The following is a 13,223-nucleotide window of genomic DNA, read 5'->3' on the forward strand; positions in this document are numbered from 1 at the left end:
CGATCAACAATCCCCCAGCAACCCCCGGGAAACCGGAAATTACCGCGCCTTCACGAGTTTCACGACGCCACCGGAATCCCCACCGTCGACGAATTCGACCCACACACGGTCCCCGGTACGCAGTGGCGCATCGGACTCGATCACCGCATCGCGCACCACGAACTCCTCGCACGACTCGGTCGTCACGACCCCGAAGCCGCCGTCCTGATCGGCAACCCAGCGCCCGACGATCGCCCACTTGCGACGCAACCCTATTGCATCGCAAGCCTTTCCGCTGCGGCACCGGCGCTCCGCAGACGCAGAACCGGCGGCTATCGCACACTGAATGAGTGCGATAGCCGCCCGCTATAATGCCGATCGGCTATGAGTCAGGGGCGAACAGAGTTCGAACCGCGGATCGCTTCGGCCGCTTCACGATTGCGGTCGATGCGCTCGATGATCTCCGGGCCGTGCGCCCGCGCATAGGCGATGGCGATCTTGATTCTGCGGGAGTGCAGATCCGATTGCTGGCTCAGGACCGCGATACGGCGTTCCTCCGGACCGTCCAGTTCCTGTAGGCGCGCAACGACTTCCCACACCTCCGGTCCCGCGGCCAATGCCGCGCGGCGGTCGGAGATGGGGCCGCGGAAAACGATTCCGGGATGGTCGAGCTGGTCGAAACCCTCCCGGATCAGGCGGTTGAGTAGTGCGGTCGAACTGGTTCCCTCACGAGCGGCGCGTTCGGCCAACCGACGGCTGGCGGATTCCGAGATACGAAACGACGTACTCATTGCCCTCCTCGACCTCCATCGACACCAGTGCAGCGATGTACCCCTAATCAAGAGTGCATCGCTTCGGCGGGATTGTTACCCCGGCGAACGGGGTGACAATCCGGTGTCCGGACATGTGCCCTGATGGGTGACCGTGTTTCGACTGTTCAGACGCGTTCCTTCGAGCGGGTGCGCACCCGCAACGCGATCGGCTTCTGCGTTTCCGCGAAGAAGTCGTTGCCCTTGTCGTCCACCACGATGAATGCCGGAAAATCTTCGACCTCGATCTTCCAGACCGCCTCCATGCCCAGCTCCGGATACTCCAGTACCTCGACGGATTTGATGCAATCCAGTGCCAGTCGCGCCGCGGGCCCGCCGATGGAACCCAGGTAGAAACCGCCGTGTTCCTTGCACGCCTTGGTCACCTGGGCCGAGCGATTGCCCTTGGCCAGCATGACGAACGACCCGCCCGCAGCCTGGAACTGATCGACGTAGGAGTCCATCCGGCCCGCGGTGGTCGGGCCGAACGAACCGGAGGCGTAGCCCTCGGGCGTCTTCGCCGGGCCCGCGTAGTACACGGCCATCTCGCGCAGATATTCCGGCATCGGCTCGCCCGCGTCGAGGCGCTCCTTGATCTTGGCGTGCGCGATGTCGCGGGCGACGACCAGCGGACCGGTCAGCGAAAGCCGGGTCTTCACCGGGTATTTCGACAGTTCGGCGCGAATCTCCGACATCGGCCGGTTCAGGTCGACCTCGACCACATCGCCGCCGAGGATGGAGTCGGTCTGCTCGGGCAGGTAGTGCGCGGGCTCGCGCTCGAGCTGTTCCAGGAACACACCCTCCGGCGTGATCTTGGCCAGCGCCTGCCGGTCGGCCGAGCAGGACACCGCGATGGCGACCGGGCAGCTCGCGCCGTGCCGGGGCAGGCGCACCACGCGCACGTCGTGGCAGAAGTACTTACCGCCGAACTGCGCGCCGATACCGAAGGACTGGGTGAGCTTGAAGACCTCTTCCTCCAACTCCAGATCACGGAAGGCGTGTGCCGCGAGCGAACCCTCGGTGGGCAGGGTGTCCAAGTAGTGCGCGGAGGCGTATTTGGCTGTCTTCAACGCGAATTCCGCACTGGTGCCGCCGATTACCACCGCGAGGTGATACGGCGGGCAGGCGGCGGTGCCGAGCGAGCGGATCTTCTCGTCCAGGAACTCCAGCATGCGCGTGGGATTCAGCACGGCCTTGGTTTCCTGGTACAGGAACGACTTGTTCGCCGAACCACCGCCCTTGGCCATGAACAGGAACTTGTAGGACGGATGCGCGGGATCGCCCGCCGTGGAGTACAACTCGATCTGCGCGGGCAGGTTGGTGCCGGTGTTCTTCTCGTCCCACATGGTAATGGGGGCGAGCTGCGAGTAGCGCAGGTTCAACTTGGTGTAGGCGTCGAATACGCCGCGGCTGATCCATTCGGCATCGTCGACGCCGGTGAGCACACCCTCGGACTTCTTGCCCATCACGATGGCGGTGCCGGTGTCCTGACACATCGGCAGGATGCCGCCCGCGGAAATGTTGACGTTCTTGAGCAGGTCCAGCGCGACGAAGCGGTCATTACCGCTCGCCTCGGGATCATCGATGATCCGGCGCAGCTGCGAGAGATGCGCGGGCCGCAGGTAGTGGCTGATGTCGTGCATCGCCTCCGCGGTGAGCAGGCGCAATGCCTCGGGTTCGACCTGCAGGAAGGTACGCCCGTTGTGTTCGAAGGTGCTGACGCCCTCGGTGGTGATCAACCGGTACGGGGTGTCGTCGGCGCCGATCGGCAGCAGATCTGAATAGCGGAAATCCGGCGCGGTCACGGACGCACTCCTTATTCGGTCTCAGGGCTGACGCACCGCCGGGGCCTCGAGAAGGGCTTCGGCAGGCTGGTCACGAGCACAAGGAGCGTATCCAGCATTAGGAGGCCGACCGTGCTTAGGCAACCCTCACTCGATGCATCCCGCCAAAAGGTTGCACGTTCAACCCCAGCAGTGCTACCTCTCAGATCTGGCAGTTGTCGCGCGACATCATGCGACGGGACAATTCAATGACATGTCAGAGTTTGGAGCGCTCTCGTGACCGATCCCCACTGGCTCGATGACATCGAAATGCGCGCATGGGTGGGATATGTGCGCACCAGGGACCTCATCGCCGCCGCGGTCGGGCGCGACTCATCCCGCGAGTCGAACCTCACCTACGTCGAATACTCGGTACTGGCCTACCTGGCCGACGCACCGGATCATCGACTCACCTTCGCCGATCTTGCCGCGAAGCTCGAATGGTCGCAGAGCAGGCTGTCGCACCAGATCACCCGCATGGAAAAGCGCGCGCTGGTCGCCAGGGAACCGATTCCGGACGACGCCCGCCGCACCGCCGCGCGGCTCACCCCGCGCGGCGCCGACGTGCTGGCCACGGCCGCGCCCGCACATGTGCAGAGCGTGCGCAAACATATGGTCGACGTACTCGACCGCCAGCAATTGGCCGCCCTCGCCGATATCTACGACACGCTGCTCGCCCATCATCGAAGAGCCGCGGCTACCGAATAATCCGCCAGGTCAAGCCGACTGCACGGCCGGGTCCGGCACTCCCAATGCCCGCTCGAACCCGTCCGGCACCACCAGATCGCCCCGATCGAGATCGCCGATGCTGGTCTTGCGCAGTCCCAGCAGCGCCGAATCGATACCGCCACGCAGAATGTCGAGCACGTTCTCGACACCGGCCTGCCCGTTCGCGGCGAGGCCCCACAGGTAGGCCCGCCCGATCATGACCGCGCGAGCGCCCAGCGCCACCGCCTTCACCACATCGCTACCGCGCCGGATGCCACCGTCGAGCACCACCTCGATCTGCGATCCGACCGCCGCTGCCACCACGGGCAATGCCCGAATCGCGGCGGGTGTGCCGTCCAGATTGTTCCCACCATGATTGGACACCGAGATGGCCGCGACACCGGCGTCGATCGCACGCAGCGCATCGTCGACACGCATCACGCCCTTGAGCATGACCGGCCCGTCCCACTGTTCGCAGATCCACGCCACGTCCGCCCAATCCGGGGCGGGAGTGCCCATCCACTCGCCGTAGGCGCCGAAGAAGCCGGGCGCCGGACCGCCGCCGACAGCCATGTTCGGTGCGGTGAGATCCGGAATACGGCCGGAGCGAACATAAGTCGCGAGCCAGCGCGGCCGCGCCAGGGTCTGCGGCGCGAATGTCAGCATGGTCTTGAAGTCCAGCTTCTCCGGGATCACCGGACTGCCCCAGTCGCGCCCGTGCGAGAAGGACCAGTCCAGAGTCAGGATCAGACCGACCGCGCCCGCCGCCTTGGCGCGCGACATCCGCTGCAGGATCTCATCTTTCGAACCGCACCAGTACAGCTGGAAGAATGTCGCGGGATTCGCCGCGATGACCTCCTCGATGGGCTTGCTCGCGAAGGAACTGAGCCCCATCGCGATCCCGCGTGCCGCCGCCGCACGCGCCACGGCCACTTCACCGTCCGGATGCACCGCCTGCACGCCGGTCGGCGAGATCAGCACCGGCATCGAGAGCTGCTGTCCCAGCACGGTTGTCGACTGGTCGCGATCGCCGATCGGGCCCGCGCAGTGCGGTGCGAAGCCGAGTTCGGTGAAGGCCTGCTGATTTTCGTCGATGGTCTGGCCGCGCTCGGATCCGGCGATCAGTGCGCCGTAGACCGACTTCGGCAGTCGTTTCTTTGCCCGCCGCTGCGCCTCGGCAACGGTTTCGAACCAGGGGTTCACGTGAGAGATCCTTTCGGGGACGCCACCGGCCACCACAGCCGGATCTGTTCATGCAGGTCAGTGGTCAGTCGGGTGAGCAGTGCAGCACCTTCGTCGGCATTGGCGCCCGTCGGGTCGCCGAGCACACCATTGGCGCTCACCGCGCGCACTCCCCCGGCGCGCAGCAGCGGCAAGAGCTCGGCGAGCGGCCTGATATCACCGGCGACGGCGAGTTCGGTCCGCACCGCCTCCGGGCGCAGCGCCAACTGCATCGAGGTCTCGGCGTGGCCCGCGTGCGGATCACCCGGATAGCGCGGCATGAATACCCGCACGTCCCGGGATTCGGTACGCAGCAACGCCTCCGCCTTGCGCAGCGGTTCGAGATTTCCGCCGTGCCCGTTGACGAGCACGATGCGGTCGAAAGTATCGGTGGCCGAACGGCACAACTCGACGATCAGCAACTCCAGCGCGGCCTGCCCGATCGACAGCGTGCCCGCGAAACCCGCGTGCTCACCGCTGGCTCCATACGGGATCGCCGGTGCGACGAGCACATCCGACCGCGACTCGGCCAGCCGCGCGCACAATGCCACCGCGATATCGGTGTCGGTGGACAGCGGCAGATGCGGTCCGTGCTGTTCGGTCGCCCCCACCGGCACGGCGAGGATCGCACCCGCAGCCGCGCGCGACCCGGCCTCCGGCCAGGTCAGTCGCGCGGCCACGGTGTGTTCCGCGACACTTTCCACCATGCCGTGAGATTATCGTCAGTCACTGACATAATCAAGATCCGGCGATCGACGCCCATAATCGACAACCGTGACAGATGCCAAGGTGCGAGGCCGGCCACGCGGCACAACCAAGCGCGAACTCGAACTGATCGCCATGCGACTGTTCACCGAACAGGGCTTCGACGAAACCACCGTCGAGCAGATCGCCGCGGCGGCAGGTATCAGCGGGCGCACCTTCTTCCGTTACTTCCCCACCAAGGCCGAGGTGCTCTGGTATCAGTTCGACGCCGAGGTCGAGGCGCTGCGCGCGGCCTTCGGCACCGTGCCCGACGAGGTGCCGATGATGACGGCCGTACGCCGAGTTGTGGTGAACGCCAACCGATATCGCGCCGAAGACGTGCCGGAACTACGCGTTCGCATGCAGCTCCTCGGCGGCGATCCGGCACTGTCCGCCACCGCGGGCGCGCATTACGACGCATGGGAACGAGCTGTCAGCGCATTCGCCGCACACCGACTCGGCGTACCGCAGGACAACCTGGTCGCGATGGCGGTCGGCCGTACCACCCTGGCCGCCGCGCGCGCCGCCTTCGATGCCTGGCTGACCCGCGCCGATGCCGACCTCACCGTCTATCTCGACGAGGCGCTCGCGGCGCTGGCGCGCGGATTCGCGCCGCCGGACGAGGATCCGGATCTACCATCGAGCTAACGGCAGGTTTCACCGGCGACCGGGATGGGGTATGACTAGGCTCGGTATCGGCGCGCAGCCGAATGCACGACTATCCCGACAATCCCGTCGAAAGGGGCTGGAATTTCCATGTCCGAGGTGTCCATGAGCCTTTCGGCGGATTCCCTGCCCGTAGGACCGGTCGACAACCTGCTTCCGCAGCTGGTCGAACACCTGCGGCAGAACCGAACCGGGCTGCGTGAAGAGTGGGCAAGGCGCATTACCGAGGCCCAGCTGCTGACCGCGATGACCCCGGAGGAAATCTTCTCCGAGGCGACCTCCATGTACGACAACTACGTCGAGGTGCTCGTCACCGGTAGCGTCGAGGCGCTGCAGGCCTACGCGCGCGATCTGTCCGAGCGCATCATTCCGAGAGGCGTCGACACCGACGAGGTCCTCGGCATCGTGCTGCTCCTGCGTGACGTGCTGGCCCGCTCGTTGTTCGAGAAATACCAGGCCGATTTCGAATTACTGAACGCGGTACTAGATGCCTACGAGCCCGCCGCGAACCGCATCGCGAGCACGGTGGCCATCTCGTTCGTGCAGGAGCGCGAGCGTGTCATCCGCCAGCAGCAGGAAGCCATTCGCGAGCTGTCCACCCCGGTGCTGCAGGTGCGTGAACAGTTGCTCATCCTGCCGATCATCGGTGTGCTCGATTCACAGCGTGCCCGGCAGTTGACCGAACAGCTACTGCGCGCCATCCGCGCCAATCGCGCGAAGGTGGTCGTCATCGACATCACCGGTGTGCCCGAGATCGACTCCACGGTGGCCAACCACTTGGTGCAGACCGTCGACGCATCCGGCCTGATGGGCGCCAATGTGATCATCACCGGCCTGTCCTCCGAGATCGCTCTCACCCTGGTGACCATCGGCCTCGATCTGTCCAAGATGAACGCGGTCGGTGACCTCCAGGGAGGTATCGAAGAGGCCGAACGCCTACTCGGCTACGAGGTGACGCGAGTCACGGATCGAATGCTCACCGAGCGCGATGGGCGCTGATCGGGCCCACCTATGCCGGTTCCGATCCTCAAACAAGGCACCTATTTAATCGCGTCGGTCCAGTCAGCCCTGACCGACGCGGATACCGAGCGTCTCCAGGACGACCTGATGAAGCAGGTCAGCAGATACCGAGCGCACGGGATCATCGTGGACGTCACCGCGATCGATGTGATGGATTCGTTCGCGGCGAGATCGCTCCGTACGATCGCGCACATGACCCAGCTCCGCGGTGCCGAAACGGTCATCGTCGGATTACAGCCCGAAGTCGCGTTCGCCATGGTGCAGCTGGGCCTCACCTTCGAGGGCATGCATACCGCCCTCGACCTGGAAGAGGGCTTGGCGTGGCTGAACCGCAAGACTCCGGCCCGCCGCCAACGAGATGGTCGTGACAGTGGCCGCTGAGAACTTGGTGATCGCGATCAAGGTGTCGGGTGACATCGTGATCGCACGTCAAGCCGGACGTGAGCTGGCGGCCAAGCTCGGTTTTTCTCTGACAGATATGACCATGATCTCGACGGCCATCTCCGAGATCGCCCGCAACATAACCAGTTATGCGGGCAGTGGTGAAATACGTTTGCTGGTCGATGACCGGGAGGGCCGACAAGCCTTGGTCGTCCAAGCCTCGGACCGGGGGCCCGGCATCCGTGATATCGCCCGCGCACTCGACGACGGGTACTCCACCGGCCGTGGTCTCGGACTCGGCCTACCCGGCGCGCGCCGGCTGATGGACCGGCTAACCGTCGAATCCCCACCCGGACGCGGCACGTTGGTGGAGATGTGGAAGTGGGTACCCAACGGTGCATGAGGACGGGATCATCGGCCGGATCGAATGGGCGGTGGCCGGCCGTGCCCTGCCCGGTCAGCGAGTCTCCGGCGATCGCGGCGTGGTCCTCGACGCGGGCGGCGGCGCGGTGCTGTTCGCTGTCTTGGACGGACTGGGCCACGGTGCGGCGGCCGCGGACGCCGCCGATCGCGCAGCGCAGGTGCTCTCGGAGAACCGCGCCGAACCGCTGGACGTGCTGATGGTGCTGTGTCATCGGGCCATGGCCGACACCCGAGGTGCGGCAGTGTCTTTGGCGCTGTTCGGCGCATCCGATACCGTGCACTGGCTCGGCGTCGGCAATGTCGATTGCCGGATTCTGACCGCAGGCCCGGTCGGGCTCGCCATGCGCGCGACGGTCCTGATGACCGGTGGCATCGTCGGCTATCGGCTACCCCAGAACCTACAGGTGCAGACCGTTCCGGTGCGTCCGGGCGATCTGCTGTTGATGTCGACCGACGGCATCGTCACCGAATCCGCCGACAGCGGCATCGATCCGTCCAAATCCACCGCCGAGATCACCGCCGAAATCCTGGCCAGGCATGCCAAGGACACCGATGACGCGTTGGTGCTCGCGGCCCGCCACCGGGGCGGCGTACGGGAGGCATCAGCGTGAGCGGCGGAATGCAGCGGAGCGAGCGAACAGAAGGCGTAGCCGCCATTGCGGTCATGGCGGAGCCGAGCGCCGGCGAGGCGGAGACATGAGCGCGGCATTGGCCGCTTTTCTCGACGCCTACTCGGATGCGCTACGGCGGCATCTGAACTCACCGACGCAGGCGAGTCTCGGTGAGGGCTACGAACTGGGCCGCCGCGCCCTCATCGAGGGCATCAGCCTGCTCGATCTCACCGAAAACCATTACCGCGTAGTACAAGCCGCGGAATCGAGCACCGCGGACGCCAAGCACGCCGAGATCGCTCTGGAATTCCTGCTGCAGACTCTCGCCGCCCTGGACATCGCCACCCGCGGGTATATCGACGGCACCCGCCGCGCCGAACAACAGCGTTCGCGCATCGACGATCTCGCCGGGCGCGACGCCTTCCGCACCGCCCTGGTGGAGTCGCTGCAAGACGGATTCTTCGTGGCCGACGCGCGCGGCACCATCATCGAGGTCAACTCCGCCTTCGGTGCGCTGACCGGTTACGGCGCGTCGGAATTGCCGTTCCCGCTGCCGCATCCGTGGTCGACGCCGGAAGGTCCGCGCTATCCCGATCTCGGTAGCGAGGCACAACGTTTTGTGATTCCGGTCAAGCATCGCGACGGGCGCACGGTCTGGCTCGCGGTGAGTACCAGCGCGATGGTCGAACCGGAGAAGTACGAGCAGATCTTCGTCGGCACCATCCGCGATGTCACCGCCGAACACGATGCGCAGGCCCGCGATCAGGCCGCGTCACGACTGGCCACCGCGGTCGGCGCGGCCACCAGTGTGGTCGAGGTGCTCGCCGTCGGACTGGACGAACTGCGACGCACCGTCGGCGCGGAAAACGCGGTGGTGATGGTGTGGCCCAACCGCAATACCGGGCCGGAGACGTACGTCTCGGGGGCCGAGGGTGTTCCGGAGGGCTCGGTGCTCGACGCCCGCGCGCGGGCGCTGCTGGATCGGGCCCGGCGTCGTCCGGCGCGCAGCCTGTTCGCGATTCCGGAGGGCACCGAGAGTTCCGAGGGCATCGTCGCCCCGCTCGGTGAGACCGGTGATGCGGCATTGTGGCTGCGCTTCGCCGCGCCGCGCGCCATCAGCGCCGCCGACTGGACATTGTTCTCGCTGCTCATCGGACATCTGAGTCTGGCGGTGCAGCGGGCGCGCAACTTCGATCAGGCGCGTTCGACCTCGCTGACGCTGCAGCGCGCCATGCTCGGTCCGATCGAACTGCCGCCGCGGTTCTCGGTGCATTACGAGCCCGCGCTGCCGCCGCTGGAGATCGGCGGCGACTGGTACGACGTGGTTCCCTTGCGCGACGGCACCATCGGCGTCGTGGTCGGCGACTGTGTCGGACGTGGTCTGTCCGCGGCCGTCGTGATGGGCCAATTGCGTACGGCCGCACGGGCTCTGCTGCTGCGCGGCGCGGGCCCGGCGCAACTGCTCGCGGAACTCGATACCGTCGCGGGCCGGATTCCCGGCGCGATGTGCACGACGGTCTGCGCCGCCGTCCTCGATCCGGTGCGCGGACTGGTCCGCTACAGCAGCGCCGGACATATGCCACCGATTCTGGCCGATGTCGGTCAGCCGGGCCGACTGCTCGAGGGCGGCCGCGCGGTACCGCTGGCTACTTTCGATACGCCACGGCGTCCCGAGGCCACTACGGCGCTCACACCGGGTTCGACGCTGGTGCTGTTCACGGACGGCTTGGTCGAACAGCGCGGTGTCGATATCGATGACAGTTTCGCGAAGATCTCGGGGGTGCTCGCCGATACCGCTGGCAAGTTGCCGCGTGAAGTCGCCGATGCCGTGCTCTCCAGACTGCGTCCGGCAGCGGGCTACGACGATGACGTCGCCATGGTTGTGTACCGGCAACCCCCGGCACCGTTGCGGCTCGAGCTTCCGGCCAATCCGGATCAGCTCTCGGCCATGCGCAAGCGGCTCAAGGCTTGGCTCGCCGCCGCCGCGGTACCGCACGATCTCGCCTCTGATCTCATCGCCGCGGCCAACGAGGCCTGTAGCAACAGCATCGAACACGCCTACCGCAACGGCGGCGGGCCGGTCATCCGCGCGATCAACTCCACGGCCGAACTGCTCGGCCGTGCCACCAGCGCCGCTGCGGCCACCACCGATCCTGGACTCGTCGAATTGACCGCCGAATGTGATACCCAAAAGGTCGTCATTCTGGTCGCCGACACCGGAACGTGGAAACCACGCTCCGCCGATCCGGGGCCGCGCGGACGCGGCATCGACATGATGCGGGCTCTGACGGAAGAATTGGAGATAGACCACAGCGGGCTGGGCACCCGCGTCCGCATGTCGGTAACGTTGCCCGCGATCAAATCCCCCGTAGCGAACCCACTGCGTGGCACGAACCGCCAGGTTTCTGGCTGAGGAATGCAGCACGAAAGGCGGGTTCATGGCAGATTGTGATGATGTGACAAACAACTCCGGAGACGCGTATCCCCTGGCGGACACGATGACCACCACAGTCGAGGCACACGATGGCGCGACCGTGCTCACGGTTTCCGGCGAGGTCGATCTGGCGACCGCGCCAGCGCTGGAGAACACCATCGAGGCCATCCTCACCGGCAAACCGGCGGTCCTGATCATCGACCTGACCGGTGTCAGCTTCCTCGCCTCGGCGGGTATGGCGACCCTGGTCGCGGCGCATCAGCGGGCAGGCGACACGACGACCATCGTTGTGGTCGCGGACGGTCCGGCCACCAGTAGGCAGCTCAAGATGACGAGTCTGGATCAGGTGTTCGCACTGCACACCACCCTGGCCGAGGCGCTGGCCTCGCTCCGGTAGCGCGCCCCGACTCCAACCGGAACCCTTTTCGATTACCTCACCACAACGGATCGAGTCTTACGAGCGACCGTTCGCGGCCCGTCTCGCGGCCGAGTGGTCGAAGCGCATGCGCCGAAGGCGCGAGTCTCGACCGCTCGGCCGCGAGACACCAGGGGGCCGCGAACACGCAGCGCCGCAGGCGCTGCATCAAACAGAGAGTTCGCGCAGTTGCTCGATCAGCTTGACCCGCTCGGCCGGGGTCGCCGCCATCGGCACCACATTGAGCACCGTGACACCCGCGGCACGGAATGCGGCGATCCGCTCCTTCACGAATCCGGCCGGGCCGACCAGTGAGATATCCCGAACCAGATCGTCCGGGACCACCTTGACGGCCTCTTCCTTCTTGCCCGCCAGATACAGCTCCTGGATCCGGTCGGCCTCGGCGCCGTAGCCGTACTTGGTGGCCAGCGTGTGATAGAAGTTCTTGCCCTTCGCGCCCATGCCGCCGATGTAGAGCGCCAGATGCGGTTTCACGAATTCCAGTAGCGGCGTGACATTCTCGCCGATGGCCAGCGCGGGCCCGGCGTAGACGTCCAGCTCGCCGAGGATCGGATCACGCTTGGCCAGACCGGCATCCAGCGATTCGCCCCAGATCTCCTTGGCCTTCTCCGGTACGAAGAAAATCGGCTGCCAGCCCTCGGCGATCTCCGCGGCCAGCTCCACATTCTTCGGGCCGAGCGCGGCCAGCAGCACCGGAATGCGTTCGCGCACCGGATGATTGATCAGCTTGAGCGGCTTGCCCAGGCCGGTGCCCCGGTCGGCGGGCAGCGGGATCTGGTAGTACTTGCCCTGGTACTCCAATCGCTCGCGACGCCATACCTTGCGGCAGATCTCCACCAGTTCCCTGGTGCGTCCGATGGGCGCGTCATAGGGGACGCCGTGGAAGCCCTCGATCACCTGCGGGCCCGACGCGCCGAGGCCGAGCACATAGCGACCGTCGGAGACGAAGTCCAGGCCGGCGGCGGTCATGGCGGTGAGGCTGGGCGTGCGGGTGTAGATCTGCAGGATGCCCGAGGCCAGCTGCAGCCGCGTGGTCTTGGCCGCCAGATATCCGAGCGCGCTCACCGCGTCGAAAGAGTAGGCCTCCGGCACGAACACGATGTCGAGTCCAGCCTTTTCGAGGTCGGCCACCTCGGCGGCCGCCTCTTTGAAGCCGCCCGAGTAGTTGATGCTCAATCCGATCCGCATAGCACTCAACCTAACCGCAGCTACGCACCGGCCGCGCACCGGCCACCCCGGCGCGAGCGGTAGCGTATTCGCCGTAGTTCTTCACTGTCGTCGCAGGAAAACGAAAGGCCACCCGCCGTGTCGCAGCCCGCCTTCGCTGAGGCCACCCTCGCGCAGTACCTGACCGACCTGGCCGCGAAGGTACCCGCACCAGGTGGCGGCGCCGTCGCGGCGCTGCACGCCGCACAGGGCGCCGCACTGGTCGCGATGGTCGCGCGCTACACCACCCGGGCCAAGGATGCCGAACACCGGCCGGTCATCGATCGGATCATCGAGGCGGCCGATTCGGCTCGCGAACGCGCACTGGCCCTGGCCGACGCCGATGCGGCGGCGTTCACCGCCGTCGGCAACGCCTACAAGTTGCCGAAGGATTCCTCCGCCCAGGCCGCCGCGCGGAGTGATGCCATTACCGCCGCCCTGCTCGAGGCAGCCCGGGTGCCCGCCGCGGTTGTCGACGAGGCCGACGAGGTGCTCTCACTCGCCACCGAACTGCTGCCGATCGGCAATCCCAATGTGGTCACCGATATCGGCGCCGCCGCCGATGCCGCACGGGCCGCGGCCACCAGTTCGCAGCTCAATATCGAGATCAATGTCCGCTCGCTCAGCGCCGATCAGGGCGATAAGTTCGCGACCGTGCTGATCCGCATCGACGAGATCACCGCCCGCGCGGACGCACTGCACGCCGACGTATTGCACGCCGTGCGCGGCTGAATTCGACCGAACGGTCGGATCGTTTGTTCG

At 66.1% G+C, this 13,223-nt stretch carries 15 protein-coding genes; 9 read left to right on the forward strand and 6 right to left on the reverse strand.

What is annotated here, in order from left to right; genetic code table 11:
• Positions 1–39: 39 nt before the first annotated feature.
• The 3 genes from ACQPZ2_RS25120 to ACQPZ2_RS25130 form a co-directional block, all read right to left on the reverse strand.
• Positions 40–249, reverse strand: a complete 210-nt coding sequence (locus ACQPZ2_RS25120; protein WP_433520691.1) for a hypothetical protein — start codon at positions 247–249, stop codon at positions 40–42.
• Between the two features lie 119 nt (positions 250–368).
• The gene (locus tag ACQPZ2_RS25125) at positions 369–770 is read right to left on the reverse strand and encodes a hypothetical protein (RefSeq protein WP_433520692.1); all 402 of its coding nucleotides are present in this window, start codon (positions 768–770) and stop codon (positions 369–371) included.
• 146 nt (positions 771–916) lie between these two features.
• The gene (locus ACQPZ2_RS25130; protein ID WP_364488554.1) at positions 917–2,593 is read right to left on the reverse strand and encodes a fumarate hydratase; all 1,677 of its coding nucleotides are present in this window, start codon (positions 2,591–2,593) and stop codon (positions 917–919) included.
• 255 nt (positions 2,594–2,848) lie between these two features.
• On the opposite strand from ACQPZ2_RS25130, the gene ACQPZ2_RS25135 reads away from it, so the two are divergent.
• Entirely contained in the window at positions 2,849–3,319 is a 471-nt protein-coding gene (locus tag ACQPZ2_RS25135) for a MarR family winged helix-turn-helix transcriptional regulator (protein WP_063037244.1), read from the forward strand.
• A gap of 9 nt (positions 3,320–3,328) precedes the next feature.
• Here the strand turns inward: ACQPZ2_RS25135 and mftD are convergent, their stop codons facing one another.
• Both mftD and mftE read right to left on the reverse strand, forming a co-directional pair.
• On the reverse strand, positions 3,329–4,522 hold the full coding sequence (mftD, locus tag ACQPZ2_RS25140; protein ID WP_433520693.1) for a pre-mycofactocin synthase MftD: 1,194 nt from the start codon (positions 4,520–4,522) through the stop codon (positions 3,329–3,331).
• A complete protein-coding gene (gene mftE, locus ACQPZ2_RS25145; RefSeq protein WP_433520694.1) occupies positions 4,519–5,247 on the reverse strand; it encodes a mycofactocin biosynthesis peptidyl-dipeptidase MftE in 729 nt (242 codons plus the stop codon). The genes mftD and mftE overlap by 4 nt, the downstream gene beginning before the upstream one ends.
• A gap of 67 nt (positions 5,248–5,314) precedes the next feature.
• Here mftE and mftR point away from each other — a divergent pair, with 67 nt between their 5' ends.
• The 7 genes from mftR (at position 5,315) to ACQPZ2_RS25180 (ending at position 11,216) form a co-directional block, all read left to right on the forward strand.
• Positions 5,315–5,932, forward strand: a complete 618-nt coding sequence (gene mftR / locus ACQPZ2_RS25150) for a mycofactocin system transcriptional regulator (RefSeq protein ID WP_433520695.1) — start codon at positions 5,315–5,317, stop codon at positions 5,930–5,932.
• A gap of 108 nt (positions 5,933–6,040) precedes the next feature.
• A complete protein-coding gene (locus ACQPZ2_RS25155; RefSeq protein WP_357475561.1) occupies positions 6,041–6,949 on the forward strand; it encodes an STAS domain-containing protein in 909 nt (302 codons plus the stop codon).
• 12 nt (positions 6,950–6,961) lie between these two features.
• On the forward strand, positions 6,962–7,351 hold the full coding sequence (locus ACQPZ2_RS25160) for an STAS domain-containing protein (protein ID WP_357475560.1): 390 nt from the start codon (positions 6,962–6,964) through the stop codon (positions 7,349–7,351).
• Positions 7,329–7,754: an ATP-binding protein gene (locus ACQPZ2_RS25165; protein ID WP_357475559.1), complete on the forward strand. Its 426-nt coding sequence runs from the start codon at positions 7,329–7,331 to the stop codon at positions 7,752–7,754. Before ACQPZ2_RS25160 ends, ACQPZ2_RS25165 begins: the two co-directional genes overlap by 23 nt.
• Complete coding sequence (locus ACQPZ2_RS25170; RefSeq protein WP_433520696.1) at positions 7,747–8,385, forward strand: SpoIIE family protein phosphatase; 639 nt, start codon at positions 7,747–7,749, stop codon at positions 8,383–8,385. Before ACQPZ2_RS25165 ends, ACQPZ2_RS25170 begins: the two co-directional genes overlap by 8 nt.
• 85 nt (positions 8,386–8,470) lie before the next feature.
• Positions 8,471–10,798, forward strand: a complete 2,328-nt coding sequence (locus tag ACQPZ2_RS25175) for a SpoIIE family protein phosphatase (protein WP_433520697.1) — start codon at positions 8,471–8,473, stop codon at positions 10,796–10,798.
• Between the two features lie 85 nt (positions 10,799–10,883).
• Positions 10,884–11,216: an STAS domain-containing protein gene (locus tag ACQPZ2_RS25180; RefSeq protein WP_062989400.1), complete on the forward strand. Its 333-nt coding sequence runs from the start codon at positions 10,884–10,886 to the stop codon at positions 11,214–11,216.
• Positions 11,217–11,402: 186 nt separating this feature from the next.
• Here the strand turns inward: ACQPZ2_RS25180 and ACQPZ2_RS25185 are convergent, their stop codons facing one another.
• Positions 11,403–12,443, reverse strand: a complete 1,041-nt coding sequence (locus ACQPZ2_RS25185; RefSeq protein ID WP_433520698.1) for an LLM class F420-dependent oxidoreductase — start codon at positions 12,441–12,443, stop codon at positions 11,403–11,405.
• Positions 12,444–12,560: 117 nt separating this feature from the next.
• Between ACQPZ2_RS25185 and ACQPZ2_RS25190 the strand changes: the two genes are divergently transcribed.
• On the forward strand, positions 12,561–13,193 hold the full coding sequence (locus tag ACQPZ2_RS25190; RefSeq protein ID WP_433520699.1) for a cyclodeaminase/cyclohydrolase family protein: 633 nt from the start codon (positions 12,561–12,563) through the stop codon (positions 13,191–13,193).
• Positions 13,194–13,223 lie beyond the last annotated feature (30 nt).

Origin of the sequence: Nocardia pseudovaccinii, assembly GCF_050942345.1 — a bacterium.
GTDB lineage: Bacteria > Actinomycetota > Actinomycetes > Mycobacteriales > Mycobacteriaceae > Nocardia > Nocardia pseudovaccinii.